Source organism: Pseudoxanthomonas sp. Root65, from assembly GCF_001427635.1.
Lineage (GTDB): Bacteria > Pseudomonadota > Gammaproteobacteria > Xanthomonadales > Xanthomonadaceae > Pseudoxanthomonas_A.
Window position 1 is genome coordinate 320,186 of sequence record NZ_LMHA01000003.1, and the last position, 20,142, is coordinate 340,327.

Here is a 20,142-nt window from a genome sequence, read left to right on the forward strand (position 1 = left end):
TCCTGCGTAGATTGCGATCCAACACCCACGAGGACACACGCCATGGAACGCCGACTGATCGCTTCGCTGATGTTTGGAACGGCCGCACTGCTCGGCATGGCGTCGGCGCAGGCCGCGCCGCAGTACGGCGACCGCTATCAGGGCGGAGGACAGACCGTCCGCTGCGAGTCGCCAAGCAACCGCTATCGCGAATGCCCGATGGACACCCGCGGCGGCGTGCAGCTGACCCGCCAGTTGTCGAGCACGCGCTGCGAGGAAGGCCGCAACTGGGGCCAGGGCCGCAACGGTGTGTGGGTGGATCGCGGCTGCCGCGCCGAGTTCACCGCCGGGCGCGGTGGCGGCTGGGGCAATGGGGGCGGCTGGTCCGGCACCGGCGAGCGCATCCGCTGTGAGTCGGACAATGGCCGCACGCGCACGTGTGCGGTTCCCCCGCGCGCCGACGTGCGCCTGGTGCGCCAGCTGTCCAGTGCGCGTTGCGTGGAAGGGCAGACGTGGGGCCAGGATCGCAATGGATTGTGGGTAACGCAGGGCTGCCGTGCCGAGTTCGAGGTGCGCGGGCGTGGCAACGGCTGGGGCAATGGCAATGGCGGCGGCTGGGGCAACAACGGCGACTACGGTCGCACCTTCCGCTGCGAGTCCGACAACGGCCGTACGCGCACCTGTGCTGTCGACGGCCGGCGCGTAGAGCTGGTGCGCCAGCTGTCGAGCAGTGCCTGCATCGAAGGCCGCACCTGGGGCCGCGACAACCGGGGCGTGTGGGTGACCAGCGGCTGCCGGGCGGAATTCCGCAGCTGGTGAGTTCCACCGGCGCAACGGCCCGCTCACGGCGGGCCGTTACAATGGCGGCATGAACGACGCCATCGATTACGCCCGCTACGACCGCATCCGTCCCATCCGCTGGACCGGCACCGCGCTGGAACTGCTGGACCAGCGCAAGCTGCCGTTCGTGGTGGAGTACCTGGCATGCACCACCAGCGACGAAGTGGCCGCCGCCATCCACGACCTGGCCGTGCGCGGCGCGCCGGCCATCGGCATCGCGGCTGCATGGGGCGTGGTGCTGGCCTCGCGCGAGGTGCTGGCGGCGACCCCGACCGAGGCGCTGGAGAAGCTGGAGCCCGCCCTGCAGCGCCTCAACGACGCGCGACCGACGGCGGTGAACCTGGCCTGGGCACTGGCGCGCATGCGCGCCGCTCTGCGCACCGCCGGCAGCGACTGGCGTGGCGTGCTGGAACTGGAAGCGCTGGCGATCGCCGAGGAAGACCTGGCCGCCAACCGCCACATGGGCGAACTGGGGGCCGCGCTGATCGGGCAGGGCAGCGGTGTGCTGACCCACTGCAATACCGGTTCGCTGGCCACGGCCGGCTTCGGCACCGCGCTGGGCGTGATCCGTGCCGGCGTGGCGCAGGGCCGCATCGGCAAGGTGTATGCGGGCGAGACGCGTCCCTGGCAGCAGGGCGCGCGGCTGACCGCGTGGGAGCTGCAGCAGGATGGCATCCCCGCGACCCTGATCGCCGACTCCGCTGCCTCGCACCTGATGAAGACCGGCGCCGTCCAATGGGTCGTCGTGGGTGCGGACCGCATCTGCGCCAACGGCGACACCGCCAACAAGATCGGCACCTACCAGCTGGCCATCGCCGCGCGCCACCACGGTGCGAAGTTCATGGTGGTGGCGCCGTCGTCCACGGTCGACATGGCCACGCCGAACGGCGAGGCGATCCACATCGAGGAACGCGACCCGGCCGAGCTGCTCGGCATCGGCGGCACCCGCATCGTGGCCGAGGGCGTGGCGGCGTGGAATCCGGTGTTCGACGTGACGCCGGCGGCGTTGATCGATGCCATCGTCACGGAGAAGGGCGTGATCGAACAGCCCGACGAAGCACGCATGCAGGCTGCGTTCGGCGGATGAGGCGGGCGGCGCGCGACCGTCGACGGGCCACTGCCGACGTGGCGCGTCGGTCGTGCGCAGATGACGGCATGCCGGTGGCATGGGGCGGCTGAGGCGCCGCCGACGCCGGCAGGGTTCCGCCGCCGCGGACGACGTGGCACGCGGGTTGCAGCGCGGGACGCTTCCCGCCCAGGAACCGCGCATGCGCACCCATCCTCTCCACGCACCGATCGCCGTCCCGGGCATGATCCACAGCCTGCGCGCGCTGCTGTCGCGCCGCTCGACCCGTTCGCTCACCGCAGCGGAACGCGAAGACCTGGCTCAAGCCCAGTTGCGGGCTACGCGTCCGATCATCAGTGGCGTCCTGCTGTGCGGGGCGGTGCTGCTGGCGATCATCGCAGTGTTCGATCTGTCGCACGTGACCCCGTCGATCGGGTATCCGGTGTGGGCGCAGTTGCTGGCGGCGTTCGGCGTGGCGGCCTGCGCGGCCGGCGTCGCGCGCCTGCCGCAGTGGCAGCACCGGCTGATGCTGATCCTGGCCGGCACGCTGCTGACCGGCATCTTCATGAGCATGCCGTTGCCTGGCGCGACCGGGCAGCTGGCGCTGCGCACCGGCCTGTTCCAGTTGTTGCCGCTGGCCTTGATGGCGCTGACGGTGCGGCCGATGTCGCTGCTGGCGCTGGCGTTGCTGATCGTGGTGATGGCGCAGTTGCGCATCGTCCTGTATGGCGCACCGGGAACCGGCAGCGCGCTGTACTGGCTGTACACGCTGATGACCATCGGCTTCGGCCTGGTGCTGGCGGGGTACCGGACCGACTTTGCCGTGTCCGCCTGGCAGATGCGGCGGCGGCTGGTGCGGCAGGCGCATACCGATGAGCTGACCGGCCTGCTGAACCGGAATGGATGGACGGAGCGCGCCATCGCCCTGCATGCGCAGGCACTGGCCGCGGGTCGCCCAGTGGCGGTGGTGGTGCTGGACATCGACTACTTCAAGCGCATCAACGACGAGCACGGCCACGACGGCGGCGATACCGTGTTACGGCGCCTGGGCGACCTCATGCGCGCGCGTACCGGTGCCAACGGCTGCGCGGCGCGGATCGGCGGCGAGGAATTCGCGGTGCTGCTGGACGGCGACGATGCGGTGGCGGCGCAGGCGTTCGCTGAACGTCTGCGCCGCGAGTTCCGCAAGGCACAGGGCGCGGTGGTGGCCACGCTGTCCGCTGGCATCGCCGGGCACCTGCCGGGGGAGTCGCTTCGCGACCAGATGCGGCGGGCCGATCAGGCGCTTTACGAGGCCAAGCGCGAGGGCCGCGATCGCGTTCATGTGGCAGGCATTCCCTGAACTCCATTTCGATTCCAAATGTGACCACCCTGCGCTAGCATCCTTGGAACGTTCGCGCAGGCATGTCGGTCCCTGTCGCGTCCTACCGACGCTCAGGGGAACATGAACGAAGAACGCACCCGCACGCTGTGGGAAAAATCACGCCTGCCCCTGCTGGGGCTGGTGATCGTGCTGATCGTGGTGGTGCCGGTCATCCTGCTGCAGGGGCTGTCGCGCGCAAACCAGGAAGCCGCCGACGTCGTCGTCCACACCCACGAGGTGGAAGCCGCCGTGCTCGGGCTGGCGCTGGACGTCCGCGAGATGGAAAGCTCGGCCATGCTGATCGCGCTGGGCGCGGACCATCCGCTGGCACGTGAGCGGCTGGTGTCGGGCCGTGCGTCGCTGCCAGAGCGTTTCGATGCGCTTGCCCGGCTGACCGTGGACAACCCCAAGCAGCTGGTGCGCGTCGGACGCCTGCGGGAACTGGTGAACGCCAGGATCGAGGTGGTTGACCAGTTGCTGGTCGCACCGGAGACCTACAAAGGGACGGTGGTGGCGCCGCTCGCCACGCGCTTCCCGATCCGGGGGCTGCTGAACGAGATCCTCGAAGACGAGCGCGCGTTGCTGAAGGAACGCAGCCACGACGCCACCGAGCAGCGCCGGCGGATGGAGCTGATCCGCATGGCTGCGCTGGGGGCGCAACTGCTGCTGCTCTCGCTGGTGTTGATGGCGCTCGGGCGGCAGGTAGGACGCCGGCTGGCTGCCGAGAAACAGACCGCACAGGCCAGCCAGCGCGCGGCGGTGGTGCTGGACACGGTGCGCGAGCCTATCGCGCTGCTGGATGGCGCGCAGCACATCCAGATGCACAACGCCGCGTTCGCCGAGCTGTATGGCATTCCGCGAGGCGGCCAGGCCGCCAGCCTGGACGAGCTGGGCACCGCCTGGCAGGACAAGGTGATGCGGCAGCGTCTCGACGACGTGCTTTCGCGTGGCCGCGAATTGTGGGATTACGAGTTGCAGCAGGAGACCGCCGATGGCCTGCGTCGGACCGTCCTGCTGAACGCACGGCGCATGCCGCTGCCGGACAGCGACGACCACGCGGTGCTGATGACGGTCAGCGACATCTCGCTGCAGAAGACCGCGCAGCAGGAGATCGCCGCGCTGAACCGCCAGCTGGAAGGCAAGGTCGAACAGGTGTCGGAAGTGAACCGCGAGCTGGAGGCCTTCAGTTATTCGGTCTCGCACGACCTGCGCGCGCCGCTGCGCCACGTGGCCGGCTTCTCCGACAAGCTGGGACGCCATCTGGGCGAGGGCATCGACGACAAGAGCCGCCATTATCTGGACGTGATCGGCAGCTCCGCCCGCCGCATGTCGCAGCTGATCGACGACCTGCTGGTCTACTCGCGACTGGGCCGCAGCGCTTTGCGCCTGCAGGCGGTCGACATGCAGTCGCTGGTCGCCGAGGCGCGCGCCATGCTGGATGCGAACGAGGCCAACGAGGGCCGCGCCGGGCGCGTGGAGTGGCGTATCGCGCCGATGCCCATCGTGCTGGCCGACGAGAACATGATGCGCCAGGTGTGGAGCAACCTGCTGGGCAACGCGCTGAAGTACAGCAGCCAGCGCGACCGCGCGCTCATCGAGGTCGAACACCGCACGCAGGACGACGGCAGCCACCTGTTCACCGTGCGCGACAACGGCGCCGGCTTCGACATGGCGTATGCGGACAAGCTGTTCGGCGTGTTCCAGCGGCTGCACAAGGCCAGCGAGTTCGCCGGCACCGGCATCGGCCTGGCCAGCGTGCGCCGCGTGCTGGGCCGGCATGGCGGCCGCATCTGGGCCGAATCGGCCCCCGACCAGGGCGCCACCTTCTTCTTCACCCTTCCGGCAGCGCTCGACGCTCCGCCTTCCCGAGAGAAAGACGCATGAGCGACATCCGCACCATCCTGCTGGCAGAAGACAGCCTGGCCGACGCCGAAATGGCGATCGACGCGCTGCGCGAAGCGAACCTCGCCAACCCCATCGTGCATGTCGAGGATGGCGTGGAAGCGATGGACTACCTGCTGCGCCGTGGCGCGCACGCCGGCCGTGAGGAGGGCATGCCATCGGTGCTGCTGCTGGACATCAAGATGCCGCGCATGGACGGCCTGGAAGTGCTCAAGCAGATCCGCAGCGACGAGAAGCTGCGGCACCTGCCGGTGGTCATCCTGTCGTCCTCGCGCGAGGAGAGCGACCTGGCGCGCAGCTGGGATCTCGGCGTGAACGCCTACGTGGTCAAGCCCGTGGACATCGACCAGTTCTTCCAGGCAGTGAAAACGCTCGGCACCTTCTGGGCCGTCATCAACGAAACTCCCAGCCTGGACTGAGCCGTGCCGCAATCCGGATCACCCCTGGGGCGCGTCCGCCTCCTCCTCGTCGAAGATTCCGAGCTCGACGCCGAACTCCTGGTCGAGCAATTGCTGGAGGCCGGGCTGGATGCCGAGTTCCTGCGCGTGGACGGCGCCGACGACATGCGCGCCGCCCTGGCGGGCGCGCCGTTCGACCTGGTGCTGTCGGACATGGAACTGCCGGGGTTCTCGGGCTACCAGGCGCTGGAGATCCTGCGCGCACATGATGCGCGGCTGCCGTTCGTGTTCTTCTCCGGCACGATCGGCGAGGACGCGGCGGTCAAGGCGCTGCAGAAGGGTGCCAGCGACTACGTGCTGAAGCATTCGCCCGCGCGCCTGCCGGCGGCGGTGGCGCGCGCGATCCGCGAAGCCCGCACCGAACGCGAGCGCGAGCATGCCGAGCGCGAACTGATGCGCTCGCAGCGCATGGACTGCCTGGCGATGCTGGCGGCGGGCCTGAGCCACGACCTGCGCAACATCCTGCAGCCGCTGCTGATCGTGCCCGACCTGCTGTCCACCTACAGCGACGACCCGAAGATCCTGCGCCTGGGTGCGGTGATTTCCGAAAGCGGCAAGCGCGGCCATGAGATGGCCGACTCGATGCTGTCGTTCGTGCGCGGTTCGCGCAAGGCCAGCGAGACGATCAGTGTGGCGGCCCTGTTCAGCGCCGTGCAGCTGCTGCTGCAGGGCAGCCTGTCGCGGCAGGTCCAGCTGATGGTCGAACAGCCGCCGGACGACCTGCTGATCGAAGGCAATTACACCGAATTCCAGCAGTGCCTGATCAATCTGTGCCTCAACGGCATCCAGGCGATGGCCGAACGCGGCGGCCGGCTCACCCTGTCGGCGACCCCGACGGTCGCGCCGGACGGGCAGCACTACGTGGTGCTGCGCGTGTCCGACGAGGGCAGTGGCATGGACGAAGCGACCCGGCAGCAGTTGTTCACGCCGTTCTTCACCACCAAGCCCAGCGGCACGGGCCTGGGCCTGATGTCCTGCAAGCGCATCGTCGAAGCGGCGCGCGGACGCATCGAGGTGAGCAGCACGCTGGGGCAGGGCACGTCCTTCGAACTGCATCTGCCGGCGCCCGCCGATGAATGGGCAGGCAGCGAGGACGCGGCATTCGTGGATGGCGAAGGACGCCGGATCCTGCTGGTGGACGGCGACGCCACCCGCCTATCGCTGCTGGGCAACGCGCTGGCGGCACAGGGTTACGACCCGATGATGGCGCCGGACGGCGCCAACGCGCTGCAGCAGATCGCCCGCGACGGCCTGCCGGCGCTCGCGATCATGGACGACGACATCCTGCTGCTGTCTGCGGCCGACGTGCTGGCGGTGCTGCAGGAGGCCGGGTTCGACGGGCCGGTGATCCGCCTCAGGGAACCGGGCGTGCCCAGCGACGACCGCGAATGTACATTGACCTTGGCGAAACCGGTGCAGGTGCAGTCGCTGTTCGGTGCGATCGAACAGGCCCTGGGCCTGCGCGCCTGACGTCCCAAGGGGCGCCGGCGCGCCGCCGATCGATCAGACGTGGCCGGCGGGGGTGGCCGGCTTCAGGCGCTGCCACACCGCGCGCATGATGGGCTGCGCGCGGTACCAGCCGATCGGCGTGTCCGGGCAGTGCCGCTGCAGGCGGTCGCGCAGCGACGGCGCGATCTCGTCGAACTCCTGCCGGTGGTGCAGCAGGTAGGCGTCGTAACCGATCTTCAGGCACCGCTCCAGATCGCCCACCGTGGCCCCGACCACCTGGAACGTGTCCTCATTGAGACGGGTCTTCCAGTAGGCGAGTTCGGCGTCGATGTCGACGATCTGCGCGGTGGCGTCGCTGTTGCGCGTGTGCAGGCTGGCCATGGTGAATCCCCTGTGTCGATGTGGTGGTGACAGGTTGATTTTTTGGTTGGCGCAGTGAGGCTTAAGTGAAATAAAAGCCGTTTTAACTCGTGTTTAACCGTATAGGGGTTTTCTGGTTCACCTTTGCAAGCAACGCGTGAAGACCGCCGCTCACCGGTGCTGCATCGCGCGCTCCAGCAGCACGCGTTCGTCCATCACGGTAGGCGCGAACAGCGGCGGATCGTCTTCCAGCGGCGCGTTCAGCCGCTCCCACACACGGGCGATGACCTTCGAGGCAACGGGCCAGTCGAGCCGCACCCCATTCAGCGCCGCGGCCTCGTAGCGCGACGGCAGCGTGGGCAGCAGTTCCTGTAGCGAGCGTCGCCGCGAGAGGAGGTAGGTGTCGTAGGCGAACTTCAGCGTGGGCACGTAATGGCGGAACGGCGTGCCGGAACGATGGAAGGGCTGGCGGGCGTAGGTCTCCGCCCAAAAGCGCAGTTCCGAACGGATGTCGATGACCGCGCACGGCATGGCGTCGTCTTGCCAGGCGTGGGCGAACGGATCGGGCGGGCAGGGCATGGGTTCCCTCCATGGCGCAAGACCTGGCCCAGGGTCAACCCGCGGGATGACACGCGGCCTGCCAGCAGATGACAGCCGCCTGTTGCCGTTGCCGCGACCGTGGCGGAACGTGCGGGACCCCTGGTGGCAACGTGCCCCCGATCCTCGCCAAAGAAGATGCGTGGCCCCTTGCCGTGCCGGTGCTTGTCGTTGTTGTCGCCCCTGCCTTCAGGTAGACGGGCGCATGTCCGGGCAGCGGCCAACCGTTCGTCGTGTTTGCCTGCGCCGCCGTTGCGTCAATGCATGCGGGCGGGCAGGGGGCCGTGTTCGTCGAGCCAGCGCCAGGCTTCGCGCAGCAGCGTGCGGGTCACCGGCCACGCCGGGCCCGCGTCGCCGCGCAGGCGTTCCCAGTCGTCTTCCAGGGCGAGTTCGGTATCCAGGTCCAGCCGGCCGGCGTGCTGCACATGCGATGCGGCGGCGAATGCATAAGCGCTGCAGGCATCCTCCCAGGCGACGTCCGGGTGCAGCCGACGGCGGCGGCCGTAATCGTGGGCGGTGAAGGCGGCGAACGCGTCGCTGTCTGCGGCGGCCGTACGCAGGGGAACCTGCCGCAGCGTGTCGAGCTGTTCGCGATAGAGCTGTCGATCCATGTGGGGTCTCCATGTGACAGGCACGTGGTAACGCGGCGCGCGTTATCGTCGGGTGAGAAAGTCCTTCGTTATCCGATCACGACGCCGCGGAGCGACAGGCGCGATCCGCCGGCACGCAGTCTCAGCAGGTGAGACGGGCCGCGCGTCAGATGGCGATCCGCTGCCGAGATAGCCCCATGCCCGCCCAGACCGCCCTGATCCGCCGCCATGCCGATGAAGCCGCCCTGCTGCCCGTGACCACCGCGGACGGCAGCGCGCTGGCCGAACGCCTTGCCGGCAAGTACCGCGACCGCGTGACCGGGCAGTTCGTCATTCCCGCACGGGAAGGGCGGTACGAGCCGCTGCCGGAAGACCTGCCGCAGGCGCTGGCCGGAGCGTTGCGCCAGCGCGGCATCGAGCGGCTGTATTCGCACCAGGCCGAGGCGTGGCGACACGCGCAGGCCGGCGATCACCTCGCCGTGGTCACGCCGACCGCCTCGGGCAAGTCGCTGTGCTACACGCTGCCGGTGGTGGCCTCGGCGTTGGCGCGGCGCGGCAAGGCGCTGTACCTGTTCCCGACCAAGGCGCTGGCGCAGGACCAGGTGGCGGAACTGCTGGACCTCAGCAGGGCCGGCGACCTGGGCCTGAAGGCCTTCACCTTCGACGGCGACACGCCGGGCGATGCGCGTCAGGCGATCCGCCTGCATGGCGACATCGTGGTCAGCAATCCCGACATGCTGCACCAAGCCATCCTGCCGCACCACACCAAGTGGGCGCAGTTCTTCGAGAACCTGCGCTACGTGGTGATCGACGAGGTGCACACCTACCGCGGCGTGTTCGGCAGCCACGTGGCCAACGTGCTGCGCCGGCTCAGGCGCGTGTGCGCGTTCTACGGCGCCACCCCGCAGTTCATCGTGTGCTCGGCCACCATCGGCAATCCGCAGGCGCATGCGGAAGCGCTGCTGGAACTGCCGGTGCATGCGATCACCGAGTCCGGCGCGCCGACCGGCGAGAAGCACGTGCTGTTGTGGAATCCGCCGGTGGTCAATCCCGACCTGGGCCTGCGCGCGTCAGCGCGCTCGCAGAGCAACCGCATCGCACGGTTGGCGATCAAGGCGGGCTTGAAGACCCTGGTGTTCGCGCAGTCGCGCACCATGGTCGAGGTGCTGACGAAGTACCTGAAGGACGTGTTCGACAGCGATCCGCGCCTGCCGGCGCGCATCCGCGCCTACCGCGGCGGTTACCTGCCGACCGAACGGCGCGAGGCCGAGCGCGCGATGCGCGACGGTCGCGTGGACGGGATCATTTCCACCTCGGCGCTGGAACTGGGCGTGGACATCGGCAGCCTGGATGCGGTGGTGCTGAACGGCTATCCCGGCTCCATCGCCGCGACGTGGCAGCGCTTCGGCCGGGCAGGGCGGCGGCAACAGGCCTCGCTGGGCATCCTGGTCGCCAGTTCGCAGCCGCTGGACCAGTACGTGGTGCGGCATCCGGAGTTCTTCGCCGACAGTCCGCCGGAACACGCGCGCATCGCGCCGGACCAGCCGATGATCCTGCTCGACCACGTGCGCTGTGCCGCGTTCGAGCTGCCGTTCCTGGCCGGCGAGCCGTTCGGCCCGGTCGATCCGTCGCCGTTCCTGCAACTGCTCGACGAGGACAGCGTGGTGCATCGTGAAGGCGACCGCTACGAGTGGATCGCCGACAGCTATCCGGCCAACGCGGTCAGCCTGCGCTCGGTGGCGGACGGCAACTTCGTGGTGGTCGACCGCACCGATGGCCGCCAGGTGATCATCGCCGAAGTGGATTTCAGCGCCGCGCCGCTGACGTTGTACGAAGGCGCCATCCACATGATCCAGTCCACCCCGTACCAGGTGGAGCGGCTGGACTGGGAAGGGCGCAAGGCTTACGTCACCCGCACGCACGTGGACTACTACACCGACGCGATCGACTACACCAAGCTGAAGGTGCTGGAGCGTTTCGACGGCTGTGTTGCCGGGCAGGGCACCTGCCACCACGGCGAGGTCCATGTGGTGCGGCGGGTGGCCGGCTACAAGAAGATCCGCTACTACACCCACGAGAACATCGGCTACGGGCCGGTGAACCTGCCCGACCAGGAGATGCACACCACCAGCCTGTGGTGGCAGTTGCCGCCGGCGTTGCTTGAATCGGCCTTTGAGTCGCGGCAGGACGCACTGGATGGCTTCCTCGGTGCGGCGTACGCGCTGCATATCGCCGCCACGGTCGCGGTGATGGCCGAAGGCCGCGACCTGCAGAAGGCGGTGGGCGATGGTGACGGTGCCTGGTTCGCGCTGCCGGACACGCAGGGCCGCGGCCAGCTGCGCGGCACGGACAGCCAGGTGCTGTCACCGGTGTCGGGCGAGCGCTTCATTCCCACGGCCTATCTCTACGACAACTACCCCGGCGGCATCGGCCTGAGCGAGCCGTTGTGGCGACGCCAGCGCGAGCTGGTGCAGCGTGCGGTGCAACTGGTGTCGGGATGCGACTGCAAGGCGGGTTGCCCGGCCTGCGTGGGCCCGGTGCTGGCGAACGACGAGGATGCGGAGACCACGCCGCGCGCGCTGGCCGCGCGTGTGCTGCACCTGCTGGACGCCGCATGAGCGTCAGCCTGGAAAAGCTGCAGCGACTGCGCAGGCAGGCAGGGCACGGTGGCGCCGCGGCGTCGTCGGCTCCTTTGCCGCCGGCACACGATCCGTTGCCTGCATTGCGTCGCATGCTGGGCATCCGCGAGCGCACCGCGCTGCCCGCGACCGCGCGTGCGCGGGATCGCACGCTGCCGGGCGACGAGATCGCACCGGGGTTGCTGCTGCTGGAACAGACATTGGCCTTCGACGCTGTGCCGCCGCAGGTCGACGGTGCGTTCGCACGCATGGAGGCGTTCCGCACGGACAACCTGCTGTTCTTCGATACCGAAACCACCGGCCTGTCCGGCGGCACCGGCACGCGTGCGTTCATGGTCGGCGCCTCGGACTTCGTCCCCGGGGGCTTGCGCGTGCGCCAGTTGCTCATCACCCATCTGTCGGCCGAACCGGCGATGCTGCGCGCCTTCGCCGGCTGGCTGGCGGAAGACACGCGGCTGGTCAGCTACAACGGCCGCTGTTACGACGCGCCGCTGCTGGCCGCGCGCTACCGGCTGGCGCGGCAGGGCATGCCGCTGGCCGGCATCGAACACCTGGACCTGCTGTTCCCCACGCGACGTCGTTACCGGGGCGTGTGGGAGAACTGCCGGCTGGCCACCATCGAGCGCAACGCGCTGGGCATCGTGCGCGAGGACGATCTGCCGGGGTCGGAAGCGCCTGGTGCGTGGCTGCAGTACCTGCGCGGTGGCGATGCAGGGCTGCTGCGGCGCGTGCTGCAGCACAACTTCCAGGACGTGGTGACGCTGGCGCACCTGCTGCTGCACCTGTCGGCGCCAGCGGAGGAGTGAGGAGCGGATGCTGTCGGTAATCCACCGACAGCGGAGTGTGAAGCGTTGCGCATTCCCCGCATCGCGATTCAAGAATGCGTGGCCGCGGCCGACACCCTTGCTAGATTCCACATGAGCCGTGCCTCCGCCCGCGGAAGGCATGCATCGAACTTGCACCACTTGAAGGGGACGTGCCTTGCGCATTCTGTACGTTGGCGATACCGCTTGCCTGCCTGAGGACCTGGCCGATTACATCGGCGACATGGGGGACGAGTGGACCGTCGAAACGGTGGCCGACGGGAAGTCGGCGATGTTCGCGGTGGCCAACGGTCCGGTCGACGTGGTCATGGTGGGACCGGCGTTGCCCGACCTGCCGCCGGCCACGCTGCTGGGGCAGATCCGTACCCTGCGCGCGGAGACCATCCGGATCGCGCTGCTGGAAGGCAGTGCCGACAGCCTGTCCGCCCCGATCAAGCTGATCGGCGTGGCGCACCGCTTCCTGCCGCTGCCGCTGTCGTCGGAAACGGTGCTCGAATCGATCCACAGCCTGGAAGAACTGCGCGACCTGCTGGACAGCCCGCGACTGCGCCGCGCGATCGGCCGCGTCGAGCACCTGCCGTCGCCGCCGCACCTGTATTTCGCGCTGACCCGCGCGCTGGAAGAAGACGAAGGCACGGCCAACGACATCGCCACGCTGGTGGCCGGCGATCCCGCCATCGCCGCCAAGGTGCTGCAGCTGTGCAATTCGGCCTACTTCTCCAACGGACGTTCGATCACCGACCTGCGCGCCGCGGTAACGCGCCTGGGCCTGGGCACGCTGCGCGACCTGGTGCTGGCCAGCGAGGTGTTCTCGATGAAGACCGCCTCCAGCATCGATCGCGGCGCGCTGCAGCAGCGTGCGCTGCTGGCGTCGCGACTGGCGGCGAAGATCCTGCCGCGCACCAGTTCGGAACTCGGCGCCACCGCCGCGCTGCTGGCCGACATCGGCCTGCTGCTGCCGGGCGTGCGCGATGAGCGCGACACCCCGGCCAGCGAGGGCGACGACCGCCCCGGCCATACCGAGGCCGGCGCCTACCTGCTGGGCCTGTGGGGCCTGCCGATGCCGATCGTCGAAGCGGTCGCCTTCCACCGCCAGCCGCAGCGTTCCAGCCTGCGCAGCTTCTGGGTGCCCGGCGCGGTGCACGTGGCCGGCGCACTGGCCAGCAACGAGCCGGTGGACGAGGGCTACCTGAAGTCGCTGGGCGTGCTGGACCAACTGCCCAGCTGGCGGCAGATGGCCGAGACCATGGTGGAGCGGGCCGAAGAGGCCGCCTGAGATCCGCGTAGCCCGGATAGCGACGTAGCCCGGGTAAGCGAAGCGCACCCGGGAGACGTGATGCATCAGAAGTCCCCGGGTGCGGCCGACGGCCTTACCCGGGCTACGCGGATAACCGATACACGGCGTCCCCGCCAGTCTCGCCTTGTGCGATCAAGAGGTGTACAAATGTACACCCATGAACCCCGTCGACCTGCCTCCCCAGCGTGCCGCCGTCCTGGCCTTCCTGCGCCGGGAGCTGGCGGCCGGGCGGGCGCCCAGCCTGGCGGACATCGCGGCCGCCTTCGGCTTCGCCTCGCGCAACGCGGCGCAGAAGCACGTGCAGGCGCTGGTCGCCGACGGCCTGCTGGAACAGGCACCGGGGCAGAAACGCGGCCTGCGCCTGCCCGGGGGCATGGCCGACCTGCTGCCGTTGCCGGTACTGGGGCGGGTCGCGGCCGGCCAGCCGATCGGCGCCGACATCGGCCTGGACGAACAGCTGTGGCTGGATCGCCGGCTGTTCTCGCCGCAACCCGATTACCTGCTGAAGGTGCAGGGCGATTCGATGATCGACGACGGCATCGTCGACGGCGATCTGGTCGGCGTGCACCGTACGCCGGATGCGCGCGACGGGCAGACCGTGGTGGCGCGCATCGACGGCGAACTGACCATCAAGCGCCTGCAGCGCGAGCGGCGGCGCATCCGTCTGCTGCCGCGCAATCCCGCGCACGCGCCCATCGACGTGCAGCCGGGACAGGACTTCGCCATCGAAGGCGTCTACTGCGGCCTGGTGCGGCGCGGCTGACATGGGTGCCGTCGTCGCCCTCGACACGCTGCTGGCCGCGCGCACGCTGTGGCATGCCGGACGCAGCGCCACCATTGCCGCCGATGGCGAACCCACCGGGCATGCCGCGCTCGATGCGCTGTTGCCACAGGGTGGTTGGCCGCGTCGTGCCCTGACCGAACTGCTGCTGCCGGCCGACGGCGTGGGCGAACTGGCGCTGCTGCTGCCCACGTTGACGCGCCTGACCCAGGCCGGCAGCACGGTGGCGGTGATCGCGCCGCCCTACATCCCCTATGCGCCGACGTGGCAGGCGGCCGGCGTGGACCTGGCCTTGCTGGAAGTCGTCGACGCCGCGCCACGCGATGCCTTGTGGGCATTCGAGCAATGCCTGCGCAGCGGCGCCTGCGCCGCCGTGCTCGGTTGGCCGGTGCACGCCGACGGTCCCGCATTGCGTCGCCTGCAGGTGGCGGCCGACAGCGGCGAGTGCCTCGGTTTCGCACTGCGCGACCGGCGCCATGCCGCCAATCCGTCGGCGGCCGCGTTGCGGTTGGAAGCGGTGCGCGATGCGCAGGGCGGCACCGCCTGGCAGGTGCGCAAATGCCGCGGCGGGCCGGCGCCCGCGCAGTCGTTCGCGCTGGTCGCGCATTGAGGCGCGCGCATGCTCTGGGCCTGTGTATTGCTGCCGCAGCTGGCGCTGGACGCCGTCCTCCGCCGTCTGCCCGACCCTGATGCACCGCTGGCGCTGGTCGGCGGCGCCGCACAACTGCGCACCCTGCAGGCGGTGAATGCGTCGGCCGCGCAGGCGGGCCTGCGCGCCGGCATGCGGCTGACCGCCGCGCACGCGCTGCTGCCGGATTTCGCGATGGTCGAACACGACCCGCTGGCCGAAGCGCGCTGGCAGCGCTTCCTCGCCGCATGGGCGTACCGGCACAGCTCGCTGGTCAGCGCGCAGTGGCCGGGCTGCCTGGTGCTGGAGGTGCGCGCGAGTTTCCGCCTGTTGGGGCCGTGGCCGCGCATCGAGGCGCGTCTGCGCGAGGAACTGGGGCTGCTGGGGTTCCAGCACCGCCTCGCGCTGGCGCCGACACCGCGAGCGGCGCACGTGTTCGCCGGCCTGCGCGACGGACTGGCAGTGATGCATGCGGATGCGATGACAGACCTGCTGGACCGCGTGCCGGTGCGGCGCGCGCGATTGCCGGACGATGCCGGCGAGCGCCTGCACCGCATGGGCATCCGCGACCTGCGCACGCTGCACGGGCTGCCGCGCGACAGCCTGCGCCGCCGCTTCGGCCTGCCGGTGCTGGAGCACCTTGATCGCTTGTACGGCGCGGCCGACGATCCGCTGGCGTATTACGCGCCGCCGGACCACTTCGATGCGCGCATCGAACTCGGCTACGAAGTCGAAAACCACATGGCGCTGCTGTTCCCGCTGCGCCGGCTGATCGGCGATCTGTGCACCTACCTGTCCATCCGCGACGGCGGCGTGCAGCGCTTCGTGCTGCGGCTGGAACACGAGGCAGGGCACACCGATGTCGAGGTGGGTCTGCTGGCGGCCGAACGCGAACCGGCGATGCTGTTCGAGTTGACCCGTAACCGGCTGGAACGCGTGCAGATCGAACACCCGGTGGTCGGCGTGCGGTTGCTGGCGCGCGAACTGCCGCCGTTCGTCCCGGCGGCGCGCGACCTGTTCGATACGCGCCCGCAGCAGCAACTGCCGTGGCCTCAGCTGCGCGAACGGCTGCGCGCTCGCCTGGGCGACGAGGCCGTGCACCGCGTGGCGCCCGCCGGCGACCCGCGTCCGGAACGTGCCTGGCGTCGGTTGCATGGCGACGGTGGACGCATCGAACAGGCGCCGGTCCGTCCACCGCGGCCGGCCTGGTTGCTGCCGCAGCCGGTACCGCTGCGCGACCCGCATCCGCGCATCGTCTCCGGTCCGGAGCGTCTGGAAAGCGGTTGGTGGGACGGCGACGACGCGCGCCGCGACTACTACGTTCTGGAAACCTCGCAAGGGCAGCGCGCGTGGGCGTTCGCGCCCCCGGGCGAGCAGGGCGGCTGGATGCTGCACGGCTGGTTCGCGTGAGCTGGGACGATGCGGTGGACGGCGTCGACCGCGATACGCCCGGCGGGCGTCCCCCGCGCGCGTGGGAAGTGGCGCAGCGCCTGCGTCTTGCCAGCGCCGCCAATGACGACGCGCCGCGCGAGGATGCGTGGCCGGCGTATGCGGAACTGCATTGCCTGTCGGATTTCTCGTTCCTGCGCGGTGCCGCCAGCGCGGAGGAACTGTTCCAGCGCGCCCGCGATCTCGGCTACGAGGCGCTGGCGATCACCGACGAGTGCTCGCTGGCCGGCATCGTGCGCGGCTGGGAGGCATCGCGCGCGACGGAGGTGAAACTCATCGTCGGCAGCGAGTTCACCCTGGCCTGCGGCCTGAAGTGCGTGCTGCTGGTGGAAACCGCCGCGGGCTACACGCGGCTGTGCGAACTGATCACCACCGCACGGCGTGCGGTCGACAAGAAGGGCTACCGGCTGACGCGGCAGGACATGGCGCGCATCGTGTCGGATGTCGATCCGCTGGTCTGCGGCCTGTTCGCCCTGTGGCTGCCATCGCAGCGCCCGGATAACGCAGAGGGCCACTGGCTGCAGTCGGTGTTCGGCGAGCGCACGCACCTGGCGGTGGAACTGCATCGCGAGCAGGACGATGCCGCGCGGCTTGCGGGCCTGCTGGACACGGCCGCACGCCTTGGCATGACGCCGGTGGCCACCGGCGACGTGCACATGGACGTCCGCCGACGCCGCGCACTGCAGGACACGATGACCGCGATCCGACACGTTACGCCGCTGGCCGACTGCGGCGCGCACCTGTTCCGCAACGGAGAACGACACCTGCGTACGCGGCGGGCGCTGGGCAACATCTACCCCCGCGAGCTGCTCGATACAGCGGTGCAGCTGGCGCGCCGCTGCACCTTCGACCTCAAGCGCGACATCCGCTACCGGTATCCGGACGAACTGGTGCCGCCCGGGCACACGCCGACCACCTGGCTGCGCGCACTGACCGAGCAGGGCATGCGCGAACGCTGGCCGGAAGGTACGCCGCCGCCGGTGGCCGCGCAGATCGAGGGTGAGCTGGCACTGATCGAAAAGCTGAAGTACGAGGCCTTCTTCCTGACGGTGGAGGACATCGTCCGCTTCGCCAGGTCGCAGAACATCCTGTGCCAGGGGCGCGGCTCGTCGGCGAATTCCGCCGTCTGCTTCGCGCTGGGCATCACCGTGGTCAACCCGGCCGAAAGCCGCCTGCTGATGGCGCGCTTCCTGTCAGAAGAACGCGACGAGCCGCCCGACATCGACGTGGACTTCGAGCACGAGCGTCGCGAGGAAGTGCTGCAGTACGTCTACAGAAAATACGGGCGTCGCCGCGCCGCGCTGGCCGCGACCGTGATCCGCTATCGCGGCAAGAGCGCCGTGCGCGACGTGGCCAAGGCCTTCGGCCTGCCGGCGGACCAGATCGCGCTGCTGTCCGAGTGCTACGGCTGGGGCAATGGCGAGGCGCCGATGGAACAGCGCCTGCGCGAGGCCGGCTTCGATCCCGCAAACCCGTTGATCCAGCGCGTGCTGGCGGTCACCGAACAGTTGCGCGACCACCCGCGCCACCTCTCGCAGCACGTGGGCGGCTTCGTCATCGGCGACGCGCCGCTGTCGACCGTGGTGCCGGTGGAAAACGCATCGATGGACGACCGCACCATCATCCAGTGGGACAAGGACGACCTGGAGACGATGCAACTGCTCAAGGTCGACTGCCTGGCGCTGGGCATGCTGACCTGTATCCGCAAGGCGGTGGACCTGGTCGAGCGGCACCGCGGATTCAGGGTGGATATCGCCCGGTTACCCAGCGACGATGCAAGCACCTACGAGATGATCCAGGCCGCCGACACCGTGGGCGTGTTCCAGATCGAGTCGCGGGCGCAGATGAGCATGCTGCCGCGGCTGAAGCCGAAGGAATACTACGACCTGGTAGTGGAGGTGGCGATCGTGCGCCCCGGCCCGATCCAGGGCGGCATGGTGCATCCCTATCTGCGACGCCGGCAGGGCAAGGAGCCGGTGACCTATCCCTCCGAGGGTGTGAAAGAGATCCTCGGGAAAACACTGGGCATCCCGCTGTTCCAGGAACAGGTGATGGAACTGGTGATCCATGCCGGCTACACGCCCTCGCAGGCGGACGGGCTGCGCCGCTCGATGGCGGCCTGGAAGCGCGGCGGCGACATGGAGCCGCATCGCCTGCGCATCCGGGAACTGATGGAGAAGAAGGGCTATTCGTCCGAGTTCATCGACCAGATCTTCGAGCAGATCAAGGGCTTCGGGTCCTACGGCTTTCCGCAGAGTCATGCGGCTTCGTTCGCCAAGCTGGTCTACATCAGCTGCTGGCTGAAGCGGCACGAACCGGCGGCGTTCGCCTGCGCGCTGCTCAATGCGCAGCCGATGGGCTTCTATTCGCCGAGCGAAATCGTGCAGGACGCACGCCGTAGCAAGGGCGGACGCGTCGGTATCGAGGTGCTTGCGGTCGATGTGACCCGCAGCGACTGGGACAACACGCTGGAGGGCGGACATGCGCGGCGTGGCGTCGACGACGGTGGCCAGGCTGCGCTGCGGCTCGGTTTCCGCCAAGTGAACGGGCTGTCGCAGCAGGCGGGCGAGGCGATCATGGCCGCGCGCGCGCAACGCGCCTTCACCGATGTACGCGACCTGTGCCTGCGGGCAGGCCTGGATGGCAAGGCCCGTCATGCCCTGGCCGAAGCAGGCGCATTGCACTCGCTGGCCGGGCATCGTCATGCGGCCCGCTGGGCGGTGGCCGGCATCGAACGGCAACGCCCGTTGTTGCCGGGCAGCCCGGACGAGGAGGCCATCGCCTTGCCCGCGCCAGCGGCCGGCGAAGACGTCACCTCCGACTACCGCGCCACCGGCCTGACGCTGGGCGCGCATCCGCTGTCGTTGCTGCGCGAACGCCTGCGACGGCAGCGCGTGGTCGATTCCCGCCAGTTGCGCGCACTGCCGCATGGACGCGGTGCACTGGCCGCCGGCATCGTCACCCAGCGGCAACGGCCGGCGACGGCGAAAGGGACGATCTTCATCACGCTGGAAGACGAGCACGGCATGGTCAACGTGGTGGTGTGGTCGCACGTGGCGCTTCGCGACCGCAAGGCCTTGCTGGGGGCGCGGCTGCTGGCCGTGCGCGGGCGCTGGGAGCAGGTGGACGGCGTGGCGCACCTGATCGCACGCCGGCTGGAGGACTTCAGCCACCTGCTGGGCGAGCTGCAGACCAGCTCGCGCGACTTCCACTGAGCCGGCGATGCACGCGCTGCCCACGCTGACTGACGACCTGTTCGCCCCCGCCATGATTCAACTGGTGGACGATGCCGAAGGCGGCATCCGCTACTGGCCGGACGTTATCCAGCCCGTCACGGCGCGTGCCTGGTTCGACACGTTGCAGTCGCGCGCGGCGTGGACGCACCTGCAGCGGCCCATGTACGACCGCATCGTCGATGTCCCGCGGCTGCTGGCGAACTACGCCGTGGACGCGCTGCCGAACGATCTGCCACTCGCGGAGCTGCTGGCCTGCGTGCAGGCGAAGGCGCCGGCGCCGTACTCGCGCATCGGCATGAACCTCTATCGCAACGGCGATGACAGCGTCGCCATGCACGGCGACAAGCTGCACACCGTCTCCGCAGGGCATCCGATCACGCTGGTGTCGCTGGGCGCGCCCCGGCGCATGCTGATCCGCGCCCGCGAGGGCAGGCGCGAGACGCTGGCGGTCGATCTGATGCCGGGCAGCGTGCTGTCGATGAGCCACGCCTCGCAGCGCACGCACGAGCACGGCATTCCGAAGACCCGGCGCGCTCAGGGACCACGTATCAGTGTGGTGTTCAGAGTGAGGCCGGCGTCGCCTGTGGGGGTAGGTGTGGTGGCAGGTGTGGGAGCGACGTAAGTCGCGATGAACTACCTGTAACGCTTCATCGCGACTTACGTCGCTCCCACAAGAATTCCCAA

Annotated in this window: 16 protein-coding genes and 1 pseudogene; 14 read left to right on the forward strand and 3 right to left on the reverse strand. The window is 69.4% G+C overall.

The genetic code is table 11. The features are described 5' to 3' along the window. Positions 1 to 42 precede the first annotated feature (42 nt). From ASD77_RS16170 to ASD77_RS16195, 6 genes are all read left to right on the forward strand, one after another. On the forward strand, positions 43 to 798 hold the full coding sequence (locus ASD77_RS16170) for a DUF3011 domain-containing protein (protein WP_055944321.1): 756 nt from the start codon (positions 43 to 45) through the stop codon (positions 796 to 798). Between the two features lie 49 nt (positions 799 to 847). Next, the gene (gene mtnA, locus ASD77_RS16175) at positions 848 to 1,906 is read left to right on the forward strand and encodes an S-methyl-5-thioribose-1-phosphate isomerase (RefSeq protein ID WP_055944324.1); all 1,059 of its coding nucleotides are present in this window, start codon (positions 848 to 850) and stop codon (positions 1,904 to 1,906) included. A gap of 181 nt (positions 1,907 to 2,087) precedes the next feature. Continuing rightward, positions 2,088 to 3,227 carry a GGDEF domain-containing protein gene (locus ASD77_RS16180; RefSeq protein ID WP_162247645.1) on the forward strand — a complete coding sequence of 380 codons (1,140 nt, stop codon included), beginning with the start codon at positions 2,088 to 2,090 and terminating at the stop codon, positions 3,225 to 3,227. A 102-nt stretch (positions 3,228 to 3,329) separates the two neighbouring features. Further along, the gene (locus ASD77_RS16185) at positions 3,330 to 5,132 is read left to right on the forward strand and encodes an ATP-binding protein (RefSeq protein ID WP_055944330.1); all 1,803 of its coding nucleotides are present in this window, start codon (positions 3,330 to 3,332) and stop codon (positions 5,130 to 5,132) included. After that, positions 5,129 to 5,569, forward strand: a complete 441-nt coding sequence (locus ASD77_RS16190; protein WP_055944333.1) for a response regulator — start codon at positions 5,129 to 5,131, stop codon at positions 5,567 to 5,569. The genes ASD77_RS16185 and ASD77_RS16190 overlap by 4 nt, the downstream gene beginning before the upstream one ends. A 3-nt stretch (positions 5,570 to 5,572) precedes the next feature. Beyond that, positions 5,573 to 7,078, forward strand: a complete 1,506-nt coding sequence (locus ASD77_RS16195) for an ATP-binding protein (protein ID WP_055944336.1) — start codon at positions 5,573 to 5,575, stop codon at positions 7,076 to 7,078. A 33-nt stretch (positions 7,079 to 7,111) separates the two neighbouring features. Here the strand turns inward: ASD77_RS16195 and ASD77_RS16200 are convergent, their stop codons facing one another. From ASD77_RS16200 to ASD77_RS16210, 3 genes are all read right to left on the reverse strand, one after another. Beyond that, positions 7,112 to 7,438: a hypothetical protein gene (locus ASD77_RS16200; RefSeq protein ID WP_055944339.1), complete on the reverse strand. Its 327-nt coding sequence runs from the start codon at positions 7,436 to 7,438 to the stop codon at positions 7,112 to 7,114. Positions 7,439 to 7,588: 150 nt separating this feature from the next. Beyond that, positions 7,589 to 7,996: a hypothetical protein gene (locus ASD77_RS16205; RefSeq protein WP_055944342.1), complete on the reverse strand. Its 408-nt coding sequence runs from the start codon at positions 7,994 to 7,996 to the stop codon at positions 7,589 to 7,591. A gap of 275 nt (positions 7,997 to 8,271) precedes the next feature. Further along, on the reverse strand, positions 8,272 to 8,625 hold the full coding sequence (locus ASD77_RS16210) for a hypothetical protein (RefSeq protein ID WP_055944345.1): 354 nt from the start codon (positions 8,623 to 8,625) through the stop codon (positions 8,272 to 8,274). 176 nt (positions 8,626 to 8,801) lie between these two features. Between ASD77_RS16210 and ASD77_RS16215 the strand changes: the two genes are divergently transcribed. The 8 genes and pseudogenes from ASD77_RS16215 to ASD77_RS16250 all read left to right on the forward strand — a co-directional run bounded on the left by ASD77_RS16215 (position 8,802) and on the right by ASD77_RS16250 (position 20,080). Beyond that, positions 8,802 to 11,222, forward strand: coding sequence for a DEAD/DEAH box helicase (locus ASD77_RS16215; protein WP_082563379.1), 2,421 nt, complete (start codon positions 8,802 to 8,804; stop codon positions 11,220 to 11,222). Between the two features lie 104 nt (positions 11,223 to 11,326). Continuing rightward, positions 11,327 to 12,049: pseudogene (locus ASD77_RS16220) on the forward strand (ribonuclease H-like domain-containing protein); the annotation flags it as partial. Between the two features lie 175 nt (positions 12,050 to 12,224). Beyond that, on the forward strand, positions 12,225 to 13,343 hold the full coding sequence (locus ASD77_RS16225) for an HDOD domain-containing protein (RefSeq protein WP_055944350.1): 1,119 nt from the start codon (positions 12,225 to 12,227) through the stop codon (positions 13,341 to 13,343). Positions 13,344 to 13,521: 178 nt separating this feature from the next. Next, positions 13,522 to 14,127, forward strand: coding sequence for a transcriptional repressor LexA (gene lexA / locus ASD77_RS16230; RefSeq protein ID WP_055944353.1), 606 nt, complete (start codon positions 13,522 to 13,524; stop codon positions 14,125 to 14,127). A 1-nt stretch (position 14,128) separates the two neighbouring features. Then, positions 14,129 to 14,755, forward strand: coding sequence for a translesion DNA synthesis-associated protein ImuA (gene imuA, locus ASD77_RS16235; RefSeq protein ID WP_055944356.1), 627 nt, complete (start codon positions 14,129 to 14,131; stop codon positions 14,753 to 14,755). A gap of 9 nt (positions 14,756 to 14,764) precedes the next feature. Next, a complete protein-coding gene (locus ASD77_RS16240; protein WP_055944359.1) occupies positions 14,765 to 16,183 on the forward strand; it encodes a DNA polymerase Y family protein in 1,419 nt (472 codons plus the stop codon). Further along, a complete protein-coding gene (locus ASD77_RS16245) occupies positions 16,180 to 19,437 on the forward strand; it encodes an error-prone DNA polymerase (RefSeq protein WP_055944361.1) in 3,258 nt (1,085 codons plus the stop codon). Before ASD77_RS16240 ends, ASD77_RS16245 begins: the two co-directional genes overlap by 4 nt. Before the next feature lie 7 nt (positions 19,438 to 19,444). Beyond that, on the forward strand, positions 19,445 to 20,080 hold the full coding sequence (locus tag ASD77_RS16250) for an alpha-ketoglutarate-dependent dioxygenase AlkB (protein WP_055944364.1): 636 nt from the start codon (positions 19,445 to 19,447) through the stop codon (positions 20,078 to 20,080). Positions 20,081 to 20,142 lie beyond the last annotated feature (62 nt).